19 protein-coding genes are annotated in these 25679 nt (G+C 63.8%); 12 read left to right on the forward strand and 7 right to left on the reverse strand.

All coding sequences use genetic code 11. The annotated features are described in order from the left end of the window. Nucleotides 1-283: hypothetical protein (locus tag AC13EY_RS09825; RefSeq protein WP_482876659.1), on the forward strand; the 283-nt coding region annotated here is incomplete at its 5' end. A 116-nt stretch (nucleotides 284-399) separates the two neighbouring features. Here the strand turns inward: AC13EY_RS09825 and AC13EY_RS09830 are convergent. Further along, a complete protein-coding gene (locus tag AC13EY_RS09830) occupies nucleotides 400-1065 on the reverse strand; it encodes a pentapeptide repeat-containing protein (protein WP_335598994.1) in 666 nt (221 codons plus the stop codon). Between the two features lie 50 nt (nucleotides 1066-1115). Beyond that, nucleotides 1116-2972: a quinoprotein ethanol dehydrogenase gene (gene exaA / locus AC13EY_RS09835; protein WP_335598993.1), complete on the reverse strand. Its 1857-nt coding sequence runs from the start codon at nucleotides 2970-2972 to the stop codon at nucleotides 1116-1118. A gap of 378 nt (nucleotides 2973-3350) precedes the next feature. On the opposite strand from exaA, the gene pedF reads away from it, so the two are divergent. The 8 genes from pedF to AC13EY_RS09875 all read left to right on the forward strand — a co-directional run bounded on the left by pedF (nucleotide 3351) and on the right by AC13EY_RS09875 (nucleotide 17548). Then, nucleotides 3351-3788, forward strand: coding sequence for a cytochrome c-550 PedF (gene pedF, locus AC13EY_RS09840; RefSeq protein WP_335598992.1), 438 nt, complete (start codon nucleotides 3351-3353; stop codon nucleotides 3786-3788). Between the two features lie 4 nt (nucleotides 3789-3792). Continuing rightward, the gene (locus tag AC13EY_RS09845; protein ID WP_335598991.1) at nucleotides 3793-4680 is read left to right on the forward strand and encodes a substrate-binding periplasmic protein; all 888 of its coding nucleotides are present in this window, start codon (nucleotides 3793-3795) and stop codon (nucleotides 4678-4680) included. A gap of 660 nt (nucleotides 4681-5340) precedes the next feature. After that, entirely contained in the window at nucleotides 5341-7380 is a 2040-nt protein-coding gene (locus tag AC13EY_RS09850; RefSeq protein WP_335598990.1) for a TonB-dependent receptor, read from the forward strand. A 197-nt stretch (nucleotides 7381-7577) separates the two neighbouring features. After that, a complete protein-coding gene (locus tag AC13EY_RS09855) occupies nucleotides 7578-9356 on the forward strand; it encodes a PQQ-dependent methanol/ethanol family dehydrogenase (protein WP_088275461.1) in 1779 nt (592 codons plus the stop codon). Between the two features lie 168 nt (nucleotides 9357-9524). Next, the gene (locus tag AC13EY_RS09860; RefSeq protein ID WP_335598989.1) at nucleotides 9525-12101 is read left to right on the forward strand and encodes an insulinase family protein; all 2577 of its coding nucleotides are present in this window, start codon (nucleotides 9525-9527) and stop codon (nucleotides 12099-12101) included. Nucleotides 12102-12284: 183 nt separating this feature from the next. Next, the gene (locus AC13EY_RS09865; RefSeq protein ID WP_482876663.1) at nucleotides 12285-13451 is read left to right on the forward strand and encodes a porin; all 1167 of its coding nucleotides are present in this window, start codon (nucleotides 12285-12287) and stop codon (nucleotides 13449-13451) included. Nucleotides 13452-13803: 352 nt separating this feature from the next. Next, nucleotides 13804-14964, forward strand: coding sequence for a nitric oxide-sensing protein NosP (gene nosP / locus AC13EY_RS09870; RefSeq protein WP_335599007.1), 1161 nt, complete (start codon nucleotides 13804-13806; stop codon nucleotides 14962-14964). Beyond that, on the forward strand, nucleotides 14948-17548 hold the full coding sequence (locus AC13EY_RS09875; RefSeq protein WP_442908869.1) for a NahK/ErcS family hybrid sensor histidine kinase/response regulator: 2601 nt from the start codon (nucleotides 14948-14950) through the stop codon (nucleotides 17546-17548). Before nosP ends, AC13EY_RS09875 begins: the two co-directional genes overlap by 17 nt. Nucleotides 17549-18415: 867 nt before the next feature. Here AC13EY_RS09875 and AC13EY_RS09880 read toward each other — a convergent pair. The 5 genes from AC13EY_RS09880 to AC13EY_RS09900 form a co-directional block, all read right to left on the reverse strand. Further along, nucleotides 18416-19078 (reverse strand): response regulator transcription factor, encoded by a 663-nt coding sequence (locus AC13EY_RS09880; protein ID WP_083724638.1) that lies wholly within the window; start codon nucleotides 19076-19078, stop codon nucleotides 18416-18418. A 256-nt stretch (nucleotides 19079-19334) separates the two neighbouring features. Beyond that, nucleotides 19335-20126, reverse strand: a complete 792-nt coding sequence (locus AC13EY_RS09885; RefSeq protein ID WP_269687764.1) for an ABC transporter permease — start codon at nucleotides 20124-20126, stop codon at nucleotides 19335-19337. Next, complete coding sequence (locus tag AC13EY_RS09890) at nucleotides 20123-20860, reverse strand: ABC transporter ATP-binding protein (protein ID WP_442908868.1); 738 nt, start codon at nucleotides 20858-20860, stop codon at nucleotides 20123-20125. Before AC13EY_RS09890 ends, AC13EY_RS09885 begins: the two co-directional genes overlap by 4 nt. Then, on the reverse strand, nucleotides 20860-21834 hold the full coding sequence (locus tag AC13EY_RS09895; protein ID WP_335598987.1) for a YVTN family beta-propeller repeat protein: 975 nt from the start codon (nucleotides 21832-21834) through the stop codon (nucleotides 20860-20862). The genes AC13EY_RS09890 and AC13EY_RS09895 overlap by 1 nt, the downstream gene beginning before the upstream one ends. Before the next feature lie 11 nt (nucleotides 21835-21845). Further along, nucleotides 21846-23042 carry an ABC transporter substrate-binding protein gene (locus AC13EY_RS09900; RefSeq protein WP_335598986.1) on the reverse strand — a complete coding sequence of 399 codons (1197 nt, stop codon included), beginning with the start codon at nucleotides 23040-23042 and terminating at the stop codon, nucleotides 21846-21848. Between the two features lie 153 nt (nucleotides 23043-23195). Here AC13EY_RS09900 and AC13EY_RS09905 point away from each other — a divergent pair, with 153 nt between their 5' ends. From AC13EY_RS09905 to AC13EY_RS09915, 3 genes are read left to right on the forward strand one after another with little or no spacing between them, the layout of a single operon-like run. Then, nucleotides 23196-23633: a cupredoxin domain-containing protein gene (locus AC13EY_RS09905; protein ID WP_335598985.1), complete on the forward strand. Its 438-nt coding sequence runs from the start codon at nucleotides 23196-23198 to the stop codon at nucleotides 23631-23633. Between the two features lie 7 nt (nucleotides 23634-23640). Next, nucleotides 23641-24918, forward strand: a complete 1278-nt coding sequence (locus AC13EY_RS09910) for a HAMP domain-containing sensor histidine kinase (protein WP_335598984.1) — start codon at nucleotides 23641-23643, stop codon at nucleotides 24916-24918. Next, nucleotides 24915-25556, forward strand: coding sequence for a response regulator (locus tag AC13EY_RS09915; protein ID WP_335598983.1), 642 nt, complete (start codon nucleotides 24915-24917; stop codon nucleotides 25554-25556). The genes AC13EY_RS09910 and AC13EY_RS09915 overlap by 4 nt, the downstream gene beginning before the upstream one ends. The last annotated feature ends 123 nt before the right edge of the window (nucleotides 25557-25679 follow it).

Genomic DNA, 25679 nt, shown 5'->3' on the forward strand with positions numbered 1-25679 from the left:
TCAGGAACAACTCCTTGCGGGTTTGCTTGCGCTTGCCAGCGTACTCGGCGTCGGCGAAGGTCATCTGCTTCATCGGGAAACTCGGTGGGTGGGGTCGCGGTATTTTGCCAAATCAGAAAGTCTTTTTCAGAGTTTCCCTAAGCAAAATACAGGCACCTGCGCCGACGTTGGCAAACATCATCGCGGGCGTGACCCGAATTACCGAGGTGAGGTGGGCGCCGCGCAGCAAAGCCATTTCGCGCTCGTTACTGCTGTACATTTGCGCGATGTCGTCGCGCAGTGATTTAAAGGTCTGTGAATATGGTTTCAAACGACACCCACCGATGGCGTGACTGCACCCTGTCTCAACACTAGCAGAATGCAATCACGCCTGACGATAGGCTTTAGGTCGCAGCCGCGTTATTCCCAATCAACCGGACAGGCTTGGCAACCATGCATTGTCACGTCCAGAAAGGTGCCGTAGTGCAGGCGTGCGCCTTCCAGGTTGGCGTCGGTCAAATTGGCGTGATTGAGTTTGGCTTCCTGCAGGTTGGCGTCGCGCAGATCGGCGCCGGCCATGTCGGCCTTTGGCAGCCAGGCCATCTCCAGATTGGCGGCGCGCAGCACGGTACCGTGCATGGTTGCACCGCTGAAACGCGCGAAGTCCAGGCTGGCGCCAGTAAAGTCTGCGCCCTTGAAGCTGGCTCCCTGCGCAGTGAGGTTCCAGCCACTGATGGCCACAAACTGTGCTTCGTCGGCCTGGGCGCCGCGCATGGCGGTTTGCTGCAAGCTGGCACGGGTAAAGTTGGCTCCTTCGAGCCGGGCGTTGTCGAGTCTGGCTTGGTCAAGTACTGCATGGCGCAGGTCTGCATCGCGCAGGTCGGCGCCGGTCAGGTCCGCCTTGCGCAGATCCAGGTGGCGGAGATCAGCGCCGCGCAGATCAACGCCCTGGCACTGGGTGCCGGGGATCAGGGCGCAGCCGTTTAGGGTTCGGATATCCTCTTCGGCAATGTCAGCGCTCTGCGCCAGCAACGCGGGGCTGCTCAGTGCCAGCAGGCTGGCAGTCAGACGAACAAGCAGTTTCATGCTCTTCTCCATAGCCCTGCCCACCCGGGTGGGCAGGGCGTTTCAGGTGATTACTCGTTGGCCCAGCTGGGCAGCTTGAATACCCAGAACGAACCGCCCTGAGCCACCGGCTTGGTCAGCTCGGCCATGTCGCCACCCCACAGCGGCACCGCGCCGCCGTAACCGGTGGTCACGCCGATGTACTGCTCGCCGTCCTGTTCCCAGGTAATCGGCGGGGAGATGATCCCGGTGCCGGTCTGGAACTGCCACAGCTGCTCGCCGGTCTCGGCGTTGAAGGCCTTGAAGTAGCCATCGCCGGTGCCGGTGAACACCAGATTGCCACCGGTGGCCAGTACGCCAGCCCACAGTGGCAGTGGCTCCTTGTGCTCCCAGGCCACGCGACCGGTCTGCGGGTCCATCGCCCGCAGGATGCCGACGTGATCGTCATACATGCGCTTGATGCGGAAGCCCATGCCCAGATAAGCGGAGCCCTTGGTGTAGCTGACTTCCTCGGTCCAGTAGTCTTCCTTCCAGTGATTGGCCGGAACGTAGAACAGACCGGTGTCGCGGCTGTAGGCCATCGGGTTCCAGTTCTTGCCGCCCAGGAACGGGGGCGAGACTTCGATGGCTTCGCTGCGCTCCTGACCTTCTTCCAGGCGCGGCGGACGCTGACCTTCGTTCTCGATCGGGCGACCGGTTTCCAGGTCAATGCCGCTTGCCCAGGTGATGTTGTCGACAAACGGGAAGGCGTTCATCAGCTTGCCGTCTTCGCGGTTAACCACATAGAAGAAGCCGTTGCGGTCGGCGTGGGCCGTCGCGGGTACTTTCTCGCCGTCCTGCTCGTAGTCGAACAGCACCAGCTCGTTGTTGCCGGAGAAGTCCCAGGTGTCGTTCGGGGTGTGCTGGTAGAACCATTTGACCTCGCCCGTGGTGGCGTCGACGCCGACCTGCCCGGAGGTGTAGAGGCTGTCGTAGTCGTTCGGGTTGCCATCTTCCGGAGTGCGTGCCCAGCCGTTCCAGGGGGCCGGGTTGCCTGCACCGATAATGATGGTATTGGTTGCCGCATCGAAGCTGGCGCTCTGCCATGGCGCGCCGCCGCCGTGGCTCCAGGCCTCGACCTTGCCGGTCGGCGAGTTCGGATCATCCGGCCAGGAGGGCGCTTTTACGTCGCCGGTGGGGGTGCTGTCTTCGCCGTTCAAACGGCCCATGTGACCTTCGACGAACGGGCGCATCCATACCTCTTCGCCGGTTTCCGGGTCGCGGGCAAACAGCTGGCCGACCACACCGAACTCATCGCCGGAGGAGCCGTGGATCAGCAGCGCGCGGCCGGTGGCCTGGTCCTGCACGATGGTTGGTGCGCCGGTCATGGTGTAGCCCGCCTTGTGGTCGGCGAACTTCTTGCGCCAGACCACCTTGCCGGTGTCCTTGTTGAGCGCAACGATGCCGGCATCCAGGGTGCCGAAGAACACCTTGTCGCCGTAGATGGCGGCGCCGCGGTTGACCACGTCACAGCATGGGCGAATGTCGTCGGGCAGGCGGTGCGAGTAGCTCCACAGGCGCTGACCGGTCTTGGCATCCAGGGCGAACATGCGCGAGTAGGAACCGGTGACGTAGATCACGCCCTCGTGGACGATGGCCTGGGATTCCTGACCGCGCTGCTTTTCATCACCGAAGGAGAAGGACCACGCCGGCGTCAGTTTGAACACGTTCTCGTCGTTGACCATGTTCAGCGGGCTGTAGCGCTGGGCGTTCGTGCCCAGGCCGTACATCAGCACGTTGTTGGTGGTCATGTGGTCGTTGGCGATGTCCTCCCAGGTAACCGGGGTGGCCGCTGCAGGGCCCGCGACGAGGCCGAGGCCAGCGGCGAATACCAGGCCCCTGATGGCCTGGCTGACGGGCTTCAGTGCGGGAAGTCTTGTTGTTTTCATGGCAGTTTTCCTGTTGATCGTTGGCGTGTTCAGCGAGGGCTGATCCACGGCTCATGGTGGGCGTGGTGTCAGGGCGCGGATACGGAAAACAGCCCGGGTACGGCGGGAAAATTGCCCGTACCGGTGGCGCTTGGTAGCGGGTGAAAGGGAGCAGGACTTAGGGCGGAATGAATTTGGCCCAATGAGTATGCGGTGTTCGGTCGCAGCCGTCCTGGCCGCTCTAGAACAAGGGTTTCTGGTTGGGTTCGATGCGGTTTCTACTACCAACGAACTAGATCGCGGCCACCAAAGCAGCATTGGGCCGATTGCGGCTGCTTCCTACCATGGCCATCGACAGCAATGCACTTGCGCAATCGATTCGGCCACGAGGTGAGCAGTATGAACCATTACAAGAACGCACTGAAGATGACCGCACTCGGCCTGGCACTGGCCGCCGGTCAGGCGCTGGCCCACGGCAATGTCACCCCTCAGGCAGTAGATACCAAGGGGCTGGAAGAGCTGGGCACGGAATGGCGCGAAACCAACCCCTACCGCGAAGGCCACCCGCAGCACGAGCTGGCCATCAAGGTGGGCGCTTCTGCCTACAACCAGAACTGCGCCGCCTGTCACGGTCTGGAAGGTATTTCCGGCGGCATCACGCCCGATCTGCGCTACCTGGAAGTGGGTGACTACGGCGATGAGTGGTTTAAAGAGCGCGTGATCAACGGCGCGGTACGTGACGGCCGCGTTTACATGCCGAAGATGGCTGACTTCCTGAGTCAGGAAGCCCTGTGGGCCATCCGCACCTGGCTGGAAAGCGTAGCAGTGGAGCAATAAGGTCATGGCCCGCGCCTGGCTGTTTTGTCTCTGCCTGCTGCTGGGACTGCCAGCACAGGCGTACAACATCACGCACATCCGCGACTACGACGAAATTGTCGCCTCCGGTGAGTTGCGTGTGGCGCTGTATCAGGACTTTCCGCCCTACAGCTTTATGCAGGGCGGCGAGCCTGCCGGGGTTGATGTGGCACTGGCCCAGGCGCTGGCCGACGGACTCGGCGTCCGCCTGAGTATCCAGTGGATGCAGGCGGACGAAACCATTGACGGTGACCTGCGTAACCACCTGTGGAAAGGGCATTACCTGCGTCCGGGCGAAGTCGCCGATGTGATGTTGCGGGTGCCCTACGATCAGGACTTCAGCAACCGCCGCGATGAGCTTGGTCTGCCGAAGAACGAGCTGGTGCACATGTTCGGGCCCTACCAGCGCGAACGCTGGCAGGCGGCGTTTGACCCAGGCAAGATCGACGCCGTACCGAGCATCGCGATCTTCCAGTATTACCCGGTCGGGGTAGAAGAAGACTCGGTGCCATCGTTCTATCTGGGCTCGGTGATGAACGGTCGGCTGGCGGGCATGACCCATCACTACCGCACCCTCAGCCTCGCCTTCGATGCGATGCTCAAGGGCGAGGTCAACGCGGTGATGGGCACCCAGGCGGAAATCGACTGGCTGCTGGCGCAGCATCCGCAGGCGGGGATGCAACTGACCGAGAACGCCTACCCGAACATCGGCAAGCAGGTGTGGGAGCTGGGTATGGCGGTCCACGACTCCAACCGTCAACTGGCCTACGCGCTGGGTGATGAGGTGGAAAGCATGATTCTAGATGGCCGGATGGCGGCCATCTATGCGGCGCAAGGGTTGCGGTATCTGGCGCCTGACCGCTACGCGCAGTAATAGACTGATCTCCTTTGCCGGCCTCTGGGCCGGCTTTTTTCTTCTATGAAAGCCGGAATGACAGTAGGGCGGGCTAAGCCAAAGGCGTGTCCGCGTTTTTACTAAATGTGGCCTGTTTCCACGTAGCCGGGTGTCGGAGTTCCTGTTTTGGGCATTGCGCCGTTGCCGAATCAGCGTTTCGCCTTCACGGCGAGCCAAGGGGGGGCGCTTGCTCGGCCCCCCTTGGCGATCCCCCCGGCACCCGGCTACGCGGCCCTGCGGGTTCGCTGAGTTGCTCGGTTTGGCAGGGGCCGGCAGAACTCGGCTCTACGAGCCTCAAACAGGCTGCCGTCCTTTTTCATGCCAACCCTGCGCTACTCGCCCACGTAAACGGGACGAACTCCGGTGCGCACTCCACCATCTATGTCTTTCTGATGGTGCCCACGCTCCGCGTGGGTACCGGACTGCTCGGCCGCTCTGCGGCCGGCTGTTCAAATCGGCCGCCGCTCTATGCGGATGCGCAGCGTCCATCCCAGTGCTCCTGCGCAGAGCGTACTTTCTCACCACGGACTTGCAATCTGATAATGGTTTTTGCTTTAAATGTTACGTTATAACAATTATAGTCTGCCCCGCGGTGTGCCAGCCACGCCGTTGCCAATACCAAATCGAAAGGGAGCAGCCATGTTTTCAAGCAAGACGCCATTGACTCTGGCGCTGGCGGCGGTGGCCGCTGGTGTCTCTTCCGTGCAGGCAGCGGATGCGCCGCTGATGCTGCCGACGCTGACGGTCAGCGCCAGTGCGTTGAATCAGACGCCGGAGCAAATGATTCAGCCGGCGGCGGTGCTGCAGGGTGAGGACTGGTTTGCGCTGCGTGAGACCGGGTTGGCCGACAGTCTGGAGTCGCTGCCGGGGGTGCGCGCCGCCGGGTTTGGGCCGGGCAGCAGCCGGCCGGTCATTCGCGGTCTGGATGGTGCGCGGGTGCGGGTGCTCAGCGACGGTGCTGATGTGCTGGATGCTTCGACCATCAGCCCGGACCACGCGATCAGCGCCGATACCGCATTGATCGAGCGGGTGGAGGTACTCAAGGGCCCGGCCACGCTGTTGTACGGTGGCGGCGCGATTGGCGGGGTGGTCAACCTGATCGACCGCCGGGTGCCGACCTACGTACCCGAGCGCGGTTATGAGGGTGAGATTGATCTGCGCGCCAATACGGTTGCCGATGAGCGCGCGGGTTCTGCGGGTCTGACGTTGGGTACCGGTGCCTTTGCCATGCGTATCGAGGGCGGCAGGAGTGAGGCTGATCCCTACCGCATTCCGGGCCATCCGTCCCGCCAGGAAGGCGCCTACAACGATACCGATACCGGTTCTCTGGGGCTGAGCTGGATCGGTGAGCAGGGCTATCTGGGCCTGGCCTACAGCCGTCAGGATCGCGAATACGGTTTGCTGGCGCACGAGCACGCCGACTGTCACACCCACGGCCCTGATTGGCACTGCGGTGGCCATGACGATCAAGACCACGACGATGATCACGACGACCATGATCATGACCACGAACACGCCGATGCCTGGATCGATATGGAGCAGCGCCGCTGGGATCTGCGTGGCGAGTACCAGAATTCCTTTGCCGGGGTAGAACGTGTACGTCTGCGCGTTGCCGATACCGACTACCGCCACGTCGAGATGGAAGGTGATGAAGTCGGAACCCGCTTCACCAACCGCGGTACCGATGGCCGGCTTGAGGTTACGCATGCCCCGGTTGCCGGCTGGCGCGGGGTGATCGGCACCCAGCTGACCCGCCGTGACTTTGCTGCTGAAGGGGAGGAGGCTTACGTTCCGGCGACGCTGACCCACAACCGCGCGCTGTTCCTGCTGGAAAGCTATGAGGCGGGCGACTGGCTGTATGAAGTCGGTCTGCGCCAGGAATGGCAGTCGGTCGATGTGAAGCAGGGCAGTGACGACGCTGACCATCGCGGCACCTCGCTGTCGTTCGGCGCGACCTGGCAGTTTCAGCCGGACCTGGCGCTGTACGGCTCGCTGTCGCGCTCACAGCGTCTGCCGACCGCCGAAGAGCTGTATGCCAACGGCCCGCACGCGGCCACGCGCACAGTGGAACTCGGCGATCCGGATCTGGATCGGGAAACTGCGATCAACGCTGAACTCGGTCTGCGTCGCACCCGTGGCGCGGTCACCTTTGATGTCAGTGTCTACCGCAACGAGGTGGATGACTTCATCTACGCCGCTGATACCGGGGCTGATCCCGGCGCGGGCTATCGCGTCGTTGAGTACCGCCAGGCCGATGCCGTGCTGCAGGGGCTGGAAGGCAGCGTGGGCTGGCAGGTAACCGCGGCAACCGGGCTGACCCTATTCGGCGATAGTGTGCGTGGCCGTCTGAAGGACGGCGGTGATCTGCCGCGTATCCCGGCTGATCGGGTTGGCGTGCGGCTGGATCAGCGTCTGACCGGGTCAGTGTCTGCGCAGATGGAAGCGAGTCAGGTGATGCGTCAGGACAACACCGCCGACTACGAGACCGAAACCGGCGACTACACGTTGCTGGGGGCGGGGCTGAACTGGCGTGGGCAGCTGGGTGAAAGCGACCTGCTGCTGTATCTGCGCGGCAACAACCTGCTCAACGAGAAGGCGCGTCAGCACAGCTCGTTCATCAAGGACGAGGTGCTGTTGCCGGGCCGCAACCTCACGGTTGGCGCGCGTTTGGTGTTCTGAGGCGGGCGGGTACTGCTACCAAGGGAGTAAGGAAATCACCCCTGCGAGCAATTGTTGGTATTGGGCTCTGAGCCAAGAATCGTGGCCAGAAGCAGGAAATTTTCCCGTTTCATCGTGTGGGACGTGCCGAGCGGCACCGAGTATCGCTCGGCACAACCCGACTGCGCCAATACAACAACATCTCAGAGGTAGCAGCAATGACCAAACATGCCCGCTCTTCCTTTCTGTTGACCACGCTGGTTGCCGCCATGAGCGTCGCCGGCGTGGCCGCAGCCAATGTCACCAACGACGATATCCGTGCCGATGCCACCAACAACAGCCAGGTGGTCACCAACGGCATGGGCCTGCAGGGTCAGCGTTACAGCACCCTGGACATGCTCAATACCGAAAACGTCAGCAGCCTGCAGCCGGTCTGGGCTTTCTCGCTGGGTGGCGAAAAGCAGCGCGGTCAGCAGTCCCAGCCGATGATCAAGGACGGCGTGATGTATGTCACCGGTTCCTACTCGCGGGTCTTCGCGGTTGACGCCCGCACCGGTGCCAAACTCTGGCAATACGACGCCCGCCTGCCCGACGGCATCATGCCGTGCTGCGACGTAATCAACCGCGGCGTTGCTCTGTGGGACAACCTGGTGATCTTCGGCACCCTGGACGCCAAGCTGGTCGCTCTGGACAAGGACACCGGCAAGGTTGTCTGGCGCAAGACTGTTGCTGACTACAAGGCCGGCTACTCGATCACCGCCGCGCCGCTGGTGGTTGACGGCAAGCTGATCACCGGCGTCTCCGGTGGTGAATTCGGCGTGGTTGGCAAGATCGAAGCCTACAACCCCTCCAACGGCGAACTGCTGTGGACCCGTCCGACCATCGAAGGTCACATGGGTTACACCTACGAAGACGGCAAGGCCGTCGAGGCCGGTATCTCCGGTGGCGAAGCCAATCAGAGCTGGCCGGGCGACCTGTGGAAGACCGGTGGCGGCGCGCCGTGGCTGGGCGGCTATTACGATCCGGAAACCAACCTGCTGTTCTTCGGCACCGGTAACCCGGCACCCTGGAACTCGCACCTGCGCCCCGGCGACAACCTGTACTCGTCTTCGCGTCTGGCTTTGAACCCCGACAACGGTCAGATCGTCTGGCACTTCCAGACCACCCCGCATGACGGCTGGGACTTTGACGGTGTGAACGAGTTGATCTCCTTCAATTACGAGGAAGACGGCAAGGAAGTGAAGGCGGCCGGTACCGCCGACCGCAACGGCTTCTTCTACGTGCTGGATCGCACCAACGGCGACTTTATCCGTGGCTTCCCGTTCGTCGACAAGATCACTTGGGCCACCGGTCTGGATGAGAATGGCCGTCCGATCTACGCCGATGACTACCGTCCGGGCGCACCGACCGAATCCGGCGACGCCGGCCGTCAGGTGTTCACCGCGCCGGCCTTCCTCGGCGGCAAGAACTGGATGCCGATGTCCTACGGTCAGAACACCGGTCTGTTCTACGTCCCGTCGAACGAGTGGGGCATGGACATCTGGAACGAATCCACCACCTACAAGAAGGGCGCCGCCTACCTGGGTGCCGGCTTCACCATCAAGCCGCTGAACGAGGAGTACATCGGCGTCCTGCGCGCGATGGACCCGAAAACCGGTGAGGAAATCTGGCGCTACCAGAACGAGGCTCCGCTGTGGGGCGGCGTGCTGAGCACCAAGGGCAACCTGGTGTTCACCGGTAACCCCGAGGGCTACCTGATGGCGTTTGACTCGCGTAACGGTGAGAAACTGTGGCAGTTCAATACCGGTTCCGGCGTGATCGGCTCACCGATTACCTGGGAGATGGACGGCGAGCAGTATGTCTCCGTCATGTCCGGCTGGGGTGGTGCGGTACCGCTGTGGGGTGGCCACGTTGCCGAGCGGGTGAAGAACTTCACCCAGGGCGGCACTCTCTGGACCTTCAAGCTGCCGAGCAGCGCGGCAGTCAGCCAGCGCTGAGCAGTCGGGAGTGCGCCTCGGCGCACTCCCTTCTCCTGCCACCGGGCGTATCCTGCGCCCGGTTCTTCGCCGCCGGTCGCGGCAATTTACTACTTTGGTGCCGGTTTCCCGGGCGGCCTGCCTGGCTGCGTTAACCTGAGCACTGGCTTCTACCCTGCGTGACCTGCCGTGCACCCGATACCGCTTGCCTCCCTGCCTGCCGACCAGCGCGACTACCAGCTGTACCGCACCAGTAACGGTCTGCTTTGTCTGCTGATTCACGACGCCCACGCCAGTCAGGCGACGGCGGTTTATCAGGTTGCCGCCGGCAGCCATGCCGAGCCCGACGACCTGCCGGGGCTCGCGCATCTGCTCGAACACATGCTGTTCATGGGCTCACGAGGCTGGCCTGAGCCGGGCTCGTTTCCTGCCCGGGTGGCGGAGTGGGGTGGGCGCTTCAACGCCAGCACCGCACCTTATGCCACCCGGTTTTTCTGCTCGGTCAGCCCGCAGGGGCTGCAGCCCTGTCTGGCCGAGCTGACCGACATGCTGGCGGCTCCGCTGTTTGCGCCCCAGCAGGTCGAGCAGGAACGGCGGGTGATTGACGCCGAGTTCAAGACTCGACTGGCCGACGACGACATCCACGCCCAGGCGGTGCTCGCCACGCAGGTGCAATCGCAGCATCCACTCAGCCGCTTTACCGCCGGCAATGCGCAAACACTGGCGGGGGACGCGGCTAGGGTATCCGAGCGGCTGAGCCAGTGGCACGCCATCCACTACCGTGCGGGCAGCATGGCGCTGGTACTGCACGGGCCGCAGGCGCCAGAGCAGCTGCTGGCGCTGGCGCGGGACAGCGCGGAGCAACTGCCTGCGGGGCGCGCGCCTGAACCTTTCGTCCTGCCGCTGTTTGCGCCAGGCCAGTTGCCGCGTCAGGTGGAATGGCAAGGTCGCAGCAGTCAGCCGCAGACGGTGTTGCTGTATCCCCTGCGCGAGTGCGATCTGCACGGCGCTGCAGCGCACTGGCTGGATGAATGGCTGAACAGTCCCTCGCCCGCAGGCGCACTGGGATATCTGCGCGATCGCGGTTTGCTCGATGAGTTGCGCGCCTCGCTGGAGCCGGACGTCGGCGGTCAGGCGCTGCTGCGCATCGAGTTGTACAGTGCTGACGCCGAGCCCGAACAGGTGCTGGCCGGGCTGGACGGCTGGCTGCAGGCCATGCGCAGCAAGGACCCGGCCGAGTGGCCGCAGGCGGCGCGTCGGGCTCTGGCGCAGACAGCCTTTGATCTTGGCCCGCAGGGTGACATGCTCGACAGCTGCCGTCGCTACGCCGATCGGTTGCTGACGCTGGCGGCGGAACAGGTACTGGATGTGGCTGGCGTTGCGCTGCCGACTCTCGGCCTGGCAGATTGGCAGCAACTGCTCAGCCAACTGAATCCGACCAACCGTTTACTGTTGCAGCGCTTGCCAAGGCTGCCAGGCGGTGAGCTGTGTGCGCACACCGACACCCGCTGGCAGGCACGCGCGTTGCCGCCGAGCCCTGCGCCGACCGCAAACCTGGCCGGTCGGCTCGGCCCCTGCCTTGGTCCGCTGGCCGAGGCACCCAAAGAGCTGCGCTGGTCATCGGCCGCGCCCGGTCTGCGTCTGCAACGCTTTAGTCCGCAAGGTGGGGCGTTGCGCACCCGACTGGCATGGTGCTGGGCAGACAGTTCGGCAACACTGGCCGAGCGGCGCTGGCTGCAGGCCTGCTGGACGCTGCAAAGCGAGGCGCTGGAGCGTTGGGGCGCGCGGGTTGGCGTGGGGCTGCAATGGTCGCTGGCGCCGGGCCAGCTGGTGCTGGATGTGCGTGGTCCGCAGGCCCTGCTGCCTGGCTTTGTGCGCGAGCTGCTGAGTCAGTTGCAGACGCCGCCTGCGGCCAGCCAGCTGCCTTTGATCGAGCGTCGCAGCCGCCGCTGGCTGCAGGACGAGCAGGACGCCCTGCCCGCCTGGCGGCTGCTGCAGACGCTGGAGCAGGAGCGGTCGACCAGTGCCTTGCGGCTGCGCGACCCGTTGGCGCTCTGGCAGCGGCTGTGCGGGCACGCGCAGATCATCTGGCTCAAACCCGACGGCTGGCCGGAGGCCGAGCGCTCGCAAGTGACCAAATTGCTGATCAATCTGTGCCCGAGTCTGATGCAGCCGTTTGCCTGGCGCTGTCCGTTGCCGCAGCTGCAGCCGGGGCAGCTGCAGGTCAGCGAGGTCAGCAGCAGGCACACCGACCGCGCCCAGTTGCTGTATCTGCCGGCTGAAGGCGACAGCCTGCTGGAAGCGGCCTGCTGGCGCCTGCTGCACCACTTGCTGGCTGATTCCTTCTTTGCCGAGCTGCGCACCCGCCAGCAGCTGGGCTACTGGGTAGTCGCGCGCCTGCATCGCCGTGCCGGCCGCCCCGGTCTGTTGCTGCTGGTGCAGTCGCCGGACCGTTCACACCGCTGCATCGAATCGGCGGTAGACCGCTTTCTGGAGCAGAGCCTCGAGCATCTGGGTGCCCTGTCTACCGTTCAGTTGCAGGACCATGCCGTGCACCTTTCGCAGTTGCTGGAGCAGTATCGGCAGCACCCGCAGCAGGGCTTTGAGGCGTACTGGGAAGACTGTCTCTGGCAGCGCGAAGATCAGTTGGCGGCAGAACGGCAGGCGTTGCTGCAGCTTGACGCCCTGCACTGGCGCGCATTCGTCAGTCGCCTGCCCCACAGTGCGCGTTGGCGCCTGCTGAGTCGGCAGGCCGGGGCGGACTGAAAAAGGCGCATGTGTACTACCTAGGTAGGTTGTAAATACAACCTGCCGCCGGCGATTTTCTTCGTCGCTTGGTCGCACACACCAAAGGGCAATACAACCGCCGCTCATGGCCAATGGGGGCGGGCAGGGGGCTTTCTGATAATCGGCGTGACGCTTCAGTCACTGATTACATCGGAGAGCACCATGTACAAGAACAAGATTGCCTGCACCCTGCTGACCCCCATCGCCCTCGCACTGCTGAGCGCCCCGGTATCCGCTGCCATCACCCTGTACGACGAAGACGGCACCACCTTCTCCGCTGACGGCTACGTCAATGCCTTCTACGTTCAGACCGACACCGACAACATCAATGACGACCTGGACCGCGATCAGGCCCGCGTCAAGATGGGCTTTCTGCCGAACTACATCGGTTTCAATATGGGCAAGGACATGGGCGACCTGACGCTGGGCGCGCGTTCCTCCTTCTGGGTCACCATCAACGACAGCGAAACCAACGGCACCGCCACCGCCATCGACGTACGTCAGTTCTACGGCACTATCGGCGGCGACTGGGGTGAAGTGCTGGTCGGTAAGGACTTCGGGCTGTTTGCCCGCTCCAACATCCTGCTCGACGAAATGCTCGCCGGTTATGGTCAGGTCAGCGACACACTGGGTCTGGTCGACGGCGGCGGTGTGTCCTTCGGCAACATCGGCAGCGGCTACCCGTACCCCTTCCCGACCGCCCAGATCACCTACCGCTCGCCGGTCATGGGTGGCCTGCGCGTTGCCGCCGGTATCATGGACCCGGTCGACACCAGTGACGACAGCGCGGTCGGCAAGAACTACCAGGACGCACCGCGTTTCGAAACCGAAGTCACCTACCAGTTCGATCTGGCTGGCGCCGACATCTACAGCTGGGTGAACGCCGGTTACCAGACCTCCAAGAACACCGACAGCACCGTCGACGACGTGACCTCGCAGGGTTTTGGCTACGGCGTTCAGGCGAAGATGGGCGCCCTGTCGCTGACCGCATCCGGTTTTGACGCCGAAGGCATCAACCCGTTCTTCACCAACAATGCGGGCGAAGCGGTACTGCGTGAAGTCGACAGCACCGGTCACCTGTTGCAGGGCTCCTACACCTTCGGCGGCAAGACCCGTCTGGCCCTGTCCTTCGGCAAGACCGAAGACGATGGCAATGGCCTGGGCGTTGCAGCCGACTACGAGACCCGCGCTATCGGCCTGTTCCACAGCATCAACGAGCACCTGACGCTGGTAGCCGAGTACAACCAGTTCGAGATCGAAGACCGCACCAACAGCGTCACCATCGAAGAGACCGACTCCGTCGCCCTGGGTGTTGCGCTGAGCTGGTAAGAGCCTTCAGCAATACCGGCCCCCGCCTGTGTTAGCAGGCGGGGGTTTTTGTTTCTGGGACGGCCGAGTTCCAACGCGGCCACAGGGTTGCACGATGATTCGCTGGTCGAGCGAGAGCTCGACCTTCCCGGGGTGCGGTGTTCATGGTGGAGAACGCTACGCGATTCTCCACCCTACGGCCGCCACCAGCTCCGCACCTAAACCATGTAGGATGGAGAACGCCGCAGGCTTCTCCGTCAGCCGCCTGCCCCGCTCCGCGTCGTCCCCAAGACCTACCAATCCAGTACTGAAGTAGCATAGGGCCGGGGCTTGCCTGCTCTCTAGAATCGTTGGCATGAATCCGATTTCCGGTATGCCCGACTTCAGCACCCAGCCGCTCGACGACTGCTTCCGCACCGCCATGACCGAGGCCACCGACCCGGACGCTGCGGCGCAGGATCTGGCGCGTCAGCTGCTGCACCCGCATCTGGGCTGCGTGCTGTTCTTCTGCTCGGCGGAATATCCGCTCGACCAGCTCGCAACCGCGCTGGATCAGCACTTTGGCGGCGTCATGCTGCTGGGCTGCACCACCGCCGGAGAAATCAGCGCCGCAGGATATGGCCGCGGCTGCATCAGCGCGGTCGGGCTGGATCTGCGCGCCTTCGCGGTCGACTGCACGCTTATCCGAGCGCTCGACAGCTTCAGTCTGGTCGAGGCGCAGCAGGCGGTAGAGCGGATGCTGGGTCACTGCCGGCAGGTCAACCTGGCGCCGGTCAAGGATCACACCTTTGCCCTGACCCTGCTCGACGGCCTGTCCAGTCGCGAGGAGCTGGTGCTCAACACCCTGAGCGCCGCGCTCGGCAGCATTCCCCATTTCGGCGGTTCGGCCGGTGACGACAACCATCTGAGCCACACCCACGTCTACTACCAGGGCCGCTTCGTTACCGGCGCCGCCGTGGTGGTGATGGTCAACACCTGGCTGGACTTTGAGGTGTTCACCACCCATCACCTCAAACCCACCGACAGCAAGCTGGTGGTGACCGACGCCGACAGCAGCACCCGTACCGTACTTGAACTGAACGCCGAACCCGCCGCCGAGGAATACGCCCGGCTGGTCGGCGTGCCGGTGGATGAACTGAGCGGCAAGCACTTTGCCCTAGACGCGCTGGCCGTGCGCATTCGCGACCAGTTCTACGTGCGCTCGATTCAGCGGGTCAATCCGGACCGCAGCCTGACCTTCTACTGCGCGGTGGATACCGGCATCGTGCTCACGGCGATGACACCCGGCGAGCTGCTGCCGAATCTGCGGCTGCGTTTTGAGCAACTGCGTCAGCGGCTTGGTGAACCGGTGCTGATCCTCGGCTGCGACTGCTTCCTGCGCCGTATGGAATCCGAGCTGCGTGGTGAAGGTCAGCGCATGTCGGAGTTTCTCGTCGCCAACCGGGTGATCGGCTTCAACACCTACGGCGAGCAGTTCAACGGCATGCACATCAACCAGACCTTCACCGGGGTGGCCTTTGCATTCCCGCGTTGAGTTGCCGCTGCATGACCCGGAGCTGCTGGCCGAGCTGGAAGCCCTGCGGGCGGAAAACCGCAAACTCAAACGCATTAACGCCGCGCTGATCGAGCGGGTCGAGTCCAGCTCCAGTCAGCGCACTGAAAGCTACGCCGCGTTTCAGCACTCGGTGGAATTGGCTGAACAGGTGCGCGAACGCACCCAGGCGCTGAACGACACCATGGCCGAGCTGCAGGCCAGCAACCGCCTGCTGAGCGATGCCCGCGCCCGCGCTGAAAAGGCGCATCACTATCTGATCGACGCCATCGAAAGCGTGCCCGATGCCTTCGTGCTGTTCGACGAGAACAAGCGGATCGTGCTCTACAACCGCCGCTTTGCCGCATTCTGGCTGGGCACTGGCGTGCGCATCACCGAAGGCACCTCGCTGGGTGAGGTCAAGCGCATGGCGCTGCGCGCCGGGCTGATCGTCGACACCGACGCCGCCGCCGACGGCCATCTGCTGCACCAACTGCGTGACCAGCGCTGGATGCAGGTCAGCGAACGGCCGACCCGCGAAGGCGGGCTGGTGATCATGTACACCGACATCACCGACCTCAAGCAGTCCGAGAAGGCGCGCCGCGAGAAGGCGCTGGAGCAGAAGACCCGGCTGTTGCAGCGTACCGTAGACAGTCTGTCCCAGGGCGTCGCCGTGGTGAATGACGAAGGCGCGCTGGAGGTCTGGAACGGCCGCTTTCTGGAACTGGCCGGGCTGGCACCGATTGAGGCCCACCGCCCGTTTGACGAGGTGATGGAAGACAGCGAACTGGAGCTGTTCACGCCCTACAGCCGCACGGAGCAGGGCGCGCCGGTGCTGACCTGCGAGCAGCACTTGGGCAATGGCCGGGTGCTGGAAGTACGCACCCATCCCATGCCCACCGGCGGCTTCGTCAACACCTTTACCGACATTACTGAGCGCGACCTCTACGCCCGCGCGCTGGAAGACAGCGAGCGCTGGGTCAGGCTGATTACCGACCATGTACCGGCGCTGATTGCCTACGTCGGTGCCGATCTGACTTATCAGTTCACCAACAAGGTCTACGAAGACTGGTACGGCTGGGCGCGCGGCGAGATTCTCGGTCACAGCCTGCACCGGGTGCACAGCGCCGAGCAGTACGCCCGCCTGGAGCCTTACATCGCCCGCGCCTTCAACGGCGAGAGCGTCAGCTTCGAGTTTGCCGAACCCAACCTGGACGGTCACCAGCGCTACCTGCTGCGCTCCTATGTGCCGAACCGTGACAGCGACGGCGAGGTGGTCGGCATCTTCGTGATGATCCGCGACATCACCGAGCGGCGGCGCACCTCCGAGGCGTTGCATCAGGCCTATCAGCATCTGGAGCAGCGCGTGCGCGAGCGCACTCAGGAGCTGACCGAAGTAAACAGCCAGATGCGCCAGGAGATCCGCGAGCGCGCCGAGGCCGAAGCGCGCCTGCGCGAAGCCAAGCGCGAAGCCGAGCAGGCCAACCTGTCGAAAACCAAGTTCCTTGCCGCGGTCAGCCACGACCTGCTGCAGCCGCTCAACGCCGCGCGGCTGTTCACTGGCGCGCTGCTGGAGCAGCAGGTGCCGGAGGGCAGTGCGTCCTTGGTACGGCAGGTCAGCCACTCGCTGGAAGACGTCGAAAACCTGCTCGGCACGTTGGTCGATATTTCCAAGCTGGACGCCGGGGTCATCAAGCCGGATATCAACGCCTTCTGCCTCGACAGCCTGCTCGACAACCTGGCCAACGAATATCGCCAGCTCGCCGCCAGCGAAGGTCTGCAGCTGAGCTTTGTGCCGTGTGGTGCGGTGGTGCGCAGCGACGCTCAACTGCTGCTGCGCATCCTGCGCAACTTCCTCACCAACGCCATCCGCTACACGCCGTCCGGGCGCATCCTGCTTGGCTGCCGTCGCCACACCCACGGCCTGCGCATCGAAGTCTGGGACACCGGCATGGGCATCCCGGAAGACAAACTGCAGGAGATTTTTCAGGAGTTCAAACGGGTCAACCCCAGCGCCAACACCCGCGACCGCGGGCTGGGGCTTGGCCTTGCCATCGTCGACAAGATCGCCCGCATGCTCGGCCACCGCATCCGCGTGCGCTCGGTCGAAGGCCGCGGCTCGGTGTTCAGCGTGGATGTGCCGTTTGGCCGCCTGCAACCGACCGTGGTGCAGGAAGAGCCCGTCACCGCCCGCATCGGCGAACGCCTGCCGGGCTCCACCATCTGGGTGCTGGATAACGACGCCGCCATCTGCGCCGGCATGCGCACGCTGCTGGAAGGCTGGGGCTGCACCGTCATCACCGCGCTGTCGGAAGAGGACCTCGCCGCCCAGGTCGACAACTTCCACGCCCAGGCCGACCTGCTGATCGCCGACTACCACCTCGACAACGACGTCAACGGCGTCGACGTCGTCCAACGCATCAACGCCCGCCGCAGCGCACCGCTGCCCGTGCTGCTGATCACCGCCAACTACAGCAATGCGCTGAAACTGCAGGTACGCGAGCTGGGGCATGTGATTCTGCACAAGCCGGTGAAGCCGATGAAGTTGAAGACGGCGATGAGTCATTTGTTGGCGGTGAGTGGGTGATCCTTGGGTTGCCCTGATACATACAGCAGATCGTGCCCTTTGCTGGTTTTGTGGTCTCTTCGATATGCGCGTTCGCCTTTGGTATTTCAGGCTCACTTCCTCGTATTCATCGCGATTCCTTTCGCCTTCCTGGCGAGTCACTTTTCTTTGTGTGGCCATCGAGCCGTAACCAAAAGAAAGGTCGCGACCAGCTTGGGCCCCGCCAAGCTGGCCTTCGGCTTCTCTGCGTTACTCGGTGCCAAGCAGCGTGGCGGAAACTCGTCGCTTCGCTCCTCAGACAGTCCGCCCCGCTGATCGCTCGTCCCCTGCGTTACTCGACAGCTTGAAGGGGAGTTTTTGGCCGTGCGCACTTCATCCTCGTTGGTAGGTCTTCCGTTCCAAGAAAGCCGAGTTCCAACTCGGTCATGACGTTGCACGGCGGTTCGCTGGTTGAGCGGGAGCTCGACCGTCCCGTGTGTGTGGTTTTGATTACGGAGGAGAGGGTCGAGTGCGCACGGCCCCAGATCCCGTTTATGCGGGCGAGTAGCGCAGGGCTGGCGGGAAGAAGGGCGGCAGCATGTCTGAGGCTCGCAGAGCCGAGTTCTGCCGGCCCCCGTCAGGCCGAGCAACGCAGCGAACCCGAAGGGCCGCGTAGTCGGGTGCCCCGGGGGATTGCTAAGGGGGGCTGGGCAAGCAGCCCCCCTTGGCTCGCCGGGAAGGCGAAATCAGGACGACAAGCCGACGCAGATAATTATCAACGCTGCGGAGGTACCGCAGCACGGTTTGACGGGAAGGCCGAGTTCCAACTCGGCCACGGCGTTGCACGGAGGTTCGTCGGTCGAGCGGGAGCTCGACCTTCCCGGTTGGGGCGATAGGATTCAGCCCAGCTCAGCGCCGCAAATACGCACTGAAATCCACATCACTCGCCGACAAAATCGCCTGCACCCGGTTATGCACATTCAACTTGCGCAGAATCGCCGACACGTGGGCTTTCACCGTGGTTTCGGCGATGTCTAGGTGGTAGGCGATTTGTTTGTTGGACTCGCCCTTGGCCATACGCTCAAGCACCAGCAGTTGCTTGCGGGTGAGGGCGTACAGCAGTTCCGGGGAGATGGGGTATTCCTCGGGGTTGCGGCGGGTGATGGTGTGGTTGGCGCGGATGATGTCGGAGGGCAGGTAGACGTTGCCGTCGAGTATCTGTTCGATCGCTTCGGTCATCTGAGCGCGCGGCGAGGATTTGGTGATAAAGCCGACTGCGCCGTAGGTGATGGCCTGCAGCACTACTTGCTTGTCTTCCTCGGCGGAGACGATCACCACCGGAATCGACGGCGACTCATTGCGCAGCGTGATCAGGCCGTTAAGGCCGTGCATGCCGGGCATGTTCAGGTCCAGCAGAATCAGATCCAGGTCGTCCTGTTCCCGGGCTATGGCCAGAGCACTATCCAGGTCGCAGGTTTCCAGCAACTCGCTGCCGGGAAATCCGCTACTGATGACGTTGCAGATGGCCTCGCGAAACAACGGATGATCATCAGCTATCAGTATCTTGTACATGGCTTGGGCAACCTGTTTTTGTTGTATTTGGTCATGCCGGGCAACGCTAGCCCGGTGGTATCAGTTGGTATTACACCCCCGGTGGGGCGTCTTGCAAATGATACATTCGCACAACGAACCGGTACTAAAGTAGTAATCCCGGCCCGGAGGGCCGGGAGCCGCAAGTTTTAAGCTGCAAGCCATAAGCTTCAAGCGAAAAGCGAAAAGCGAAAAGCGAAAAGCGAAAAGCGACGCGGGCGGGGGCTTCGTGTTTAGCTCAGCCGCGGATTGCCGCGCGCTGCGGGTTGAAGGTCAGCACCGCCGCCAGACTGAACAGCAGCCACAACCCCAGACACACCAGCAGCGCGGTCAGGTTGAATTGCTGATACAGCGCAAAGCGCACCAGCTCCACTGCGTGAGTGAACGGGTTGAGCGCACACAGCCAATACAGCCACTCGCTGGACTCGCGCATCTTCCACAGCGGATACAGCGCCGACGACAGGAAAAACAGCGGGAAGATGACGAAGTTCATCACCCCGGCGAAGTTCTCCAGCTGGCGAATGCCGTTGGACAGCAGCAAGCCCAGCGAACTGAGCAGCAGCGCCGCCAGCAGCAGGGCAGGCGCGGCGGCCAGCAGGCCCCAGAGCGGTGGGCGAATGTCGAAGCACCAGGCAATCGCGAGGAAGGCGTAAACCTGAATCAGCGACACCAGCGCGGTCGCCAGCAGCTTGCACAGCAGCAGAAACGGCCGCGGCAGCGGGCTCATCAACAGCACACGCATGCTGCCCATCTCCCGGTCGTAGACCATCGACAGCGAGCCCTGCATGCCGTTGAACAGCAAAATCATGCAGCACAGCCCGGGGAGGATGTAGGTCTCGTAGGTGATGTAGGTGCTGTATGGCGGGATGATCGACACCCCCAGCGCGGCGCGAAACCCGGCGGCGAACACCAGCAGCCACAGCAGCGGCCGCACCAGCGCACTGAGAAAGCGTGAACGCTGCTGGAAGAAGCGCAGCCATTCGCGCTGCATTACGCCCTGCAGGCAGTTGAGGTACTGGGCGGCGGTCATAGGGCGGGTTCCTCGCTGGCGCGGCTGAGCCGCTCGAAGGCGTCACTCAGGCTCTCCTGAGTCGCGCCGTTGCTCAGCGCGTCGGCTTGCCCCTGGGCGACCACGCGGCCGCGGTTGAGCATCACCACCGGGTCGCTGGGCAGAATCTCTTCGAGCAGGTGAGTGGTCCAGATCACCGTCAGTTGCTGCTCATCGCACAGCGCACGCACGTGCTGATTGAGCGCCCTGCGGCTGGCCTGATCCAGCCCCACGCTGGCCTCATCGAGCAGCAGGATGCGCGGTTGATGGAGCAGGGCGCGGGCGATCTCGACTCGCCGGCGGTGGCCGCCGTTCAGCGCGCGTACCCGTTCGTGCTGACGCTCGCCGAGCTGCTGGCGGGCCAGTTCGGCGTCGATGCGCTGCGCCGCCTCACGGCGCGAGAGGCCGTGCAGGGCGGCGTGGTAGGCCAGGTTCTGGCGCACGCTGAGGTCCAGATCCAGCGTGCTCTGTTGAAATACCACACCGAGCTGGCGCAGCGCCGCACGCGGGTGCTGGCGGATCGACAAACCGTCGAGCAGGATGTCGCCCTGCTGCAGGTCGTACAGACGGCTGAGCAGCGCCACCAGCGTCGATTTGCCCGCGCCGTTGGGGCCGAGCAAGGCGTTCAGGCAGCCCGGCTGGCAGCTGAAATCCACCTGCCTAAGCGCCTGACGTTCGCCATAGGCAAAACTGACTCCCTGCACACAGATGCTCATCAGGGGGTAATCACCACACCCCAGGGGAAGCGGCCGACCTTGATCGACTTCACTACCTCCAGGTCGTGGACGTTGACCACGGATACGTCACCGCTGATGCCGTTGGTGGTCAGCAGCAGGCTTTCATCGGCGTTGAACGCCATGTGCCAGACGCGGCGGCCCACCAGCAGGTAATCCAGCACCTCGAAGGTGTTGGCGTCGACCACCGCCACGTGGTTGGCCGGGCCAAGGGCGACGAAGGCGTACTTGCCGTCGCGGGTCAGGCGCACGCCAACCGGCTGGATACGATCCGGGTGAATGCCCTTGATCTCGAAGGTCAGCACCTTTTTCACTTCCCGCGAGTCCACGTCCAGCACGGTGACGGTGCCGCCGATCTCGGCCGAGGCCCACAGCGTCTTGCTGTCGTGGCTGAACTCGACGTGGCGCGGGCGCTGGTCAACCAGCGTGTTGTCGACCAGCTCGTTGGTGGTGGTGTCGATCCAGTGCAGCATGTTGGTGGTTTCGCTGGTGTTGACCGCCCACTTGCCATCCGGGCTGACCGCCATGCCTTCGGGCTCCACGCCCACGTCGATCTGTGCCAGCACCTCGGCGGTGGGCACGTCGACCACGGTTACCAGCGCATCGTCTTCGTTGGAGATGTACAGGGTGCGGTCGTTCGGGTGCAGGGCGAACTGCTCCGGGTCGGCGCCGGATGGCAGTTCCTGAATGATGCGGCGGGTCGCCAGATCCATGATCTGCACCGTGTCGGAGTCGCTGGCGCAGATGAACAGCTTGCTGTTGTCGCTCGACAGCAGAATGCCGCGCGGGCGCATGCCGACCTCCAGCGTGTCGGTGACCTCCAGCGTGTTCATGTCGATCACCGAGATGGTGTTGTCCTTCTCGTTCGAGACGTAGGCAGTCTCGGCCAGAGCAGGGGCGCTCGCAGCGGTAATCAGCGCAGCCAGCAGGGCATTGCGAAAGGGCAGGGTAGTCATGGGCAGCTCCATCAGCTCTTGTTCAGGTGTTCGGCGATGCGGCACTGGCTTTCGGGCTCGTCGTAGCCGAGGGTGTCCAGGTCGGTGCCGGGGTGCAGGAAGCCGTCCTGCGGTGAGGTAGTAACCAGTGCGCGCGGCTGCACCAGCGCAATCGGCTGGCGCAGCTGGCCGCTCCAGGTCCGGTAGCTCAGCTTGCGGCCCTTGAAGCCGTCCATCGGCAGCCGGTCGCTGACGCTGAGCGCGGCAATCGCCTCGGCGTCGGTGGTCTTGAGGGTGGTGACCGCCGCGCCAATGGAGCGCACGGCCAGCCAGGCGGCGAAGTCGAGACTGTTCATCCAGCGCCCGGCGTGCTCCTCAAAGCGCTTCTGCAACTGCGCCGCGCCGTAAGTTTCGATGGTCTTGTGCCAGCCGACCGGGGTCAGGCCCTGGGTGCCGGCCACTGGGCGCGGATACCAGGTGTTGTAGGGGATGTATTCGCCAAAGTCGCCGCGCTCGTCGGCCACCAGCACCACGTCGTACTCGTCGGTCTGGGTGAACAACGGCACCTCGGCCTGGGCGGCGCGGCGCAGGTCGGTATCAAAGCTCCACTCTTTCTCCGCGACGATGCGCATGCCGTAACGCTGGGCGGCGCGTCTGAGGGCATTGGTGTAGGCCTGATCCTCTTCGGTCGGGCCGCTGATCAGCAGCCAACGCTTGAGTTTGCGGCTGAGCAGAAACTGGCCCAGCGCATCGGCCAGCATGGCGCGGCTGGGCAAGGTGTGCAGCACGTTGGGCAGGCACTGGGTGGTGCGCAGGACGTCGTCGTAGCTGCCGGCGTTGAACAGCAGGCTGTCGCCAAACTCGGCAGACAGGGTGCTCAGCGCGCTGGCCGGCAGGTTGCCGATGAACAGCCGCACGCCGTCGGCATGCAGGGCGCGGGCGGCGTCGAGGGTGGCGTCCAGCTCGGGCTCGCTGGCGGTCAGCAGCTGGTAGTCGTGCTTGAGGAAGCGGCCGGTGGTGTTGTTGTCGACGATGGCGAGTTCCGCCCCGCGCAGGCCGGCGTCGGTCGGCTCGGGAATTACGTTCGACAGCACCGGGCCGGGGTCGGGTGTCCAGGCCACGTAGCCAATGCGTACCGCCAGCGGCTCGGCATGGCTGCGTTCAGCGACCAGTGTGGCCGCGCACAGGGCGAGCATGAAGAATGCGGTTTGGGTGAGCAGCGGGCGCATCGGGGCCTCCTTTTTGTTGTGGCCCCAGCATATGAACCGCCCGCCGACGGGGAAATATGAAGAAAGTACCAATCGCCCGGTACCAAGGTAGTATTTCGGCTCGCGGCAGGGTCTTTAGCATGGCGGCAAGACAATAAGAAAAGGACTGCCCCCATGTCGCACACCCGCACCATGCTGCACGTCAGCCTCATGCTGATCTGTCTGATTGGCACCGACCGCCTGTTCGCCGCCGGTGACCTGACCCGCCGTACCACGCCCTTGCCCGACCTGATTCTTGGCAACGAAGAAAGCGACTTCGCCTTGAGCCAGAGCGAATACGAGCTGGAAACCGGCAAGGCCTATCAGTTGATGATCGTTTCCTCCGGCCAGAAGGAATACGCCTTCCAGGCGCCCGACTTCTTCAAGACCGTGCACCTGCGCAAGGTCGAGGCCGGGGATGTGGAAATCAAACCCGCCGTGCTGCACGAGCTGGAATTCGAGGAAGCCGGTGAGGCCGAAATCTTCTTTACCCCGCTGATCCCCGGTCGCTACGCCTTCTATCTCAAGGGCTACGAGAGCAAGGGTATGCAGGGCACCTTCGTCGTCCGCTGAGGCCCCGATGAAAACCCTGCCGCTGGCGGCACGCCTGTACGCGGGAGTGCTGCTGGCCTTCGCCGCGATGTTGCTCAGCCTGTTGCTGGTGTTGCTGCAGCAGGCCGAGAAGGATCTGGTGCGCGAACTGCACGCCAGCCGCGCGCTGGCCTTGCAACTGTTCGACGGCCTGTCGCGCAGCGCCAGTTCACCCGACCCGCAGCAATTCGACGGCCTGCGTCACCTGCGCATCAGCCGTGTGGGCGAGGCTCTGGCCGCGACCACGGCCGAAGACGTGCCGCGCTGGCTGGTCAACTGGCTGCAACCGACGGTGGATGAGCGCTTCCCGCCGCTGACGCTGTCGTTCAACGACGGCTCCCAGTGGCACATCACCCCCGACCCGCACGACGAACTGGGCGAAATCTGGGAATCGGTGCAGCTCCTGCTGCTGGTGTTTGCCGCCGCGCTGGCGGTGTCGCTGCTGGCGATTCACTGGGCGCTTGGCCGTGGCCAGCGTGCCTATCAGCAACTGCTCGGCGGCCTGCATGAGGTCGCGGCTGGGCGCTTCAATACGCGGCTGGCCGCCAGCCAGCAACCGGAACTGAACCAGCTGGCCGAGCGCTTCAACAGCATGGCCGGTGCCCTGCAGCAAGCCGAGCAGCGCAACCAGAGCCTGACCGAGCGGCTGCTCAGCGTGCAGGAAGACGAGCGCACGCAGCTGGCTCACGCGCTGCACGACGATCTGGGCCAGTACCTCACCGGCATTCGCGCCCAGACCTTTATGTTGCAGCACAGCCGCAGCGCCTCGCCCGAACAGATTGAACAGCTCAGCCAGCAATTGATCGGCAGCTGCGACGGCCTGCAGCAGGGCTTTCGTGCCTTGGTGCGCGACCTGCACCCGGTGGTGCTGCAGCGCCTTGGACTGGAGCAGGCGCTGGCCCAACTGAGCGAACAATGGCAGGTGCAGCACGGCATCGACTGCCGCCTGCTGCTGACCACCGACCTGCCCGAACTCACGCCCGACGCCCGTGCGCATCTGTACCGGCTGGTACAGGAAGCACTCAACAACGTCGCCCGCCACGCCCGCGCCACGCAGGTGCAGATCTGGCTCGGCTGCGTGGGTGATCAACTGGTGGTGCGTATCGAAGATGACGGCTGCGGGCTGGAGCAGGGCAGCGTCTGGGGTATCGGCATGCACTCGATGCACGAACGGGCCCGCTGCCTTGGCGCCGTGCTGCAACTGCGCAGCGCCGAGCAGGGCGGGCTGATACTGGAACTGAGCATTCCCTGGAGGCAGGCAGCATGAACATCTTGCTGGTGGACGATCACGCGGTAGTGCGCCAGGGCTATACCAGCCTGCTGGCGATGATGCTGGGGCAAGCCGAGGTGCGCGGCGTCGAGAGCGGGGAGGAGGCCATCGCCGCCGCCCAGCAGCGGGTGCCCGATCTGGTGATAATGGACATTGGCCTGCCCGGCATCAGCGGCATCGAAACCGCCCGCCGCCTGCTGCAGCGCTGGCCGCTGCTGCGTGTGCTGTTCTTCAGCATGCACGATGAACTGCCGCTGGTGCGTCAGGCGCTGGCGACCGGCGCGCTTGGCTACATCACCAAAAATGCCTCGCCCGAGGTGCTGCTCGAAGCGGTCGGTCGCTGCCTCAAGGGCCAGCGCTACATCGAACAGGAGCTGGCCACCCAGCTGGCCTGCGCCGGCAGCGATGAACGCCTAGACCCACGCCTGCGCGACGTCACCCAGCGCGAGTTCGAGATTTTCGTCATGCTCGCCCGCGGCGTGCCGCCCCGGCAGATCGCCGAGAACCTGTGCATCAGCAGCAAGACCGTCTCTAACAATCTCACTGTGCTTAAACAAAAGCTCAACGTCAGCTCGCTGACCGAGCTGGTGCATCTGGCGATTGATACCGGCGTGCTGCGGGTGCAGAGCGCCTGACCGCCGGTCAGATGACGCGCCGCAGCGTCGCCTGGCGGCTAGCCTGAGAGAACGCTGCTGGTCGGGCAATCTACTACTAAATAACGACGTCAACCCTGCCAACGGCGCATACCAGACACCCCG

The organism is Halopseudomonas sp. L-58 (genome assembly GCF_056859475.1).

Bases quoted from the DNA above. Each gene is read 5' to 3' on its own strand.
- AC13EY_RS09915 (WP_335598983.1), top strand. From the start codon at position 24,915: ATGAACATCTTGCTGGTGGACGATCACGCGGTAGTGCGCCAGGGCTAT.
- AC13EY_RS09865 (WP_482876663.1), top strand. From the start codon at position 12,285: ATGTACAAGAACAAGATTGCCTGCACCCTGCTGACCCCCATCGCCCTC.
- AC13EY_RS09885 (WP_269687764.1), bottom strand. From the start codon at position 20,126: ATGACCGCCGCCCAGTACCTCAACTGCCTGCAGGGCGTAATGCAGCGC.
- AC13EY_RS09905 (WP_335598985.1), top strand. From the start codon at position 23,196: ATGTCGCACACCCGCACCATGCTGCACGTCAGCCTCATGCTGATCTGT.
- AC13EY_RS09845 (WP_335598991.1), top strand. From the start codon at position 3,793: ATGGCCCGCGCCTGGCTGTTTTGTCTCTGCCTGCTGCTGGGACTGCCA.
- AC13EY_RS09855 (WP_088275461.1), top strand. From the start codon at position 7,578: ATGACCAAACATGCCCGCTCTTCCTTTCTGTTGACCACGCTGGTTGCC.
- AC13EY_RS09895 (WP_335598987.1), bottom strand. From the start codon at position 21,834: ATGACTACCCTGCCCTTTCGCAATGCCCTGCTGGCTGCGCTGATTACC.
- exaA (WP_335598993.1), bottom strand. From the start codon at position 2,972: ATGAAAACAACAAGACTTCCCGCACTGAAGCCCGTCAGCCAGGCCATC.
- AC13EY_RS09850 (WP_335598990.1), top strand. From the start codon at position 5,341: ATGTTTTCAAGCAAGACGCCATTGACTCTGGCGCTGGCGGCGGTGGCC.
- AC13EY_RS09890 (WP_442908868.1), bottom strand. From the start codon at position 20,860: ATGAGCATCTGTGTGCAGGGAGTCAGTTTTGCCTATGGCGAACGTCAG.
- AC13EY_RS09900 (WP_335598986.1), bottom strand. From the start codon at position 23,042: ATGCGCCCGCTGCTCACCCAAACCGCATTCTTCATGCTCGCCCTGTGC.
- pedF (WP_335598992.1), top strand. From the start codon at position 3,351: ATGAACCATTACAAGAACGCACTGAAGATGACCGCACTCGGCCTGGCA.
- AC13EY_RS09910 (WP_335598984.1), top strand. From the start codon at position 23,641: ATGAAAACCCTGCCGCTGGCGGCACGCCTGTACGCGGGAGTGCTGCTG.
- nosP (WP_335599007.1), top strand. From the start codon at position 13,804: ATGCCCGACTTCAGCACCCAGCCGCTCGACGACTGCTTCCGCACCGCC.
- AC13EY_RS09830 (WP_335598994.1), bottom strand. From the start codon at position 1,065: ATGAAACTGCTTGTTCGTCTGACTGCCAGCCTGCTGGCACTGAGCAGC.
- AC13EY_RS09880 (WP_083724638.1), bottom strand. From the start codon at position 19,078: ATGTACAAGATACTGATAGCTGATGATCATCCGTTGTTTCGCGAGGCC.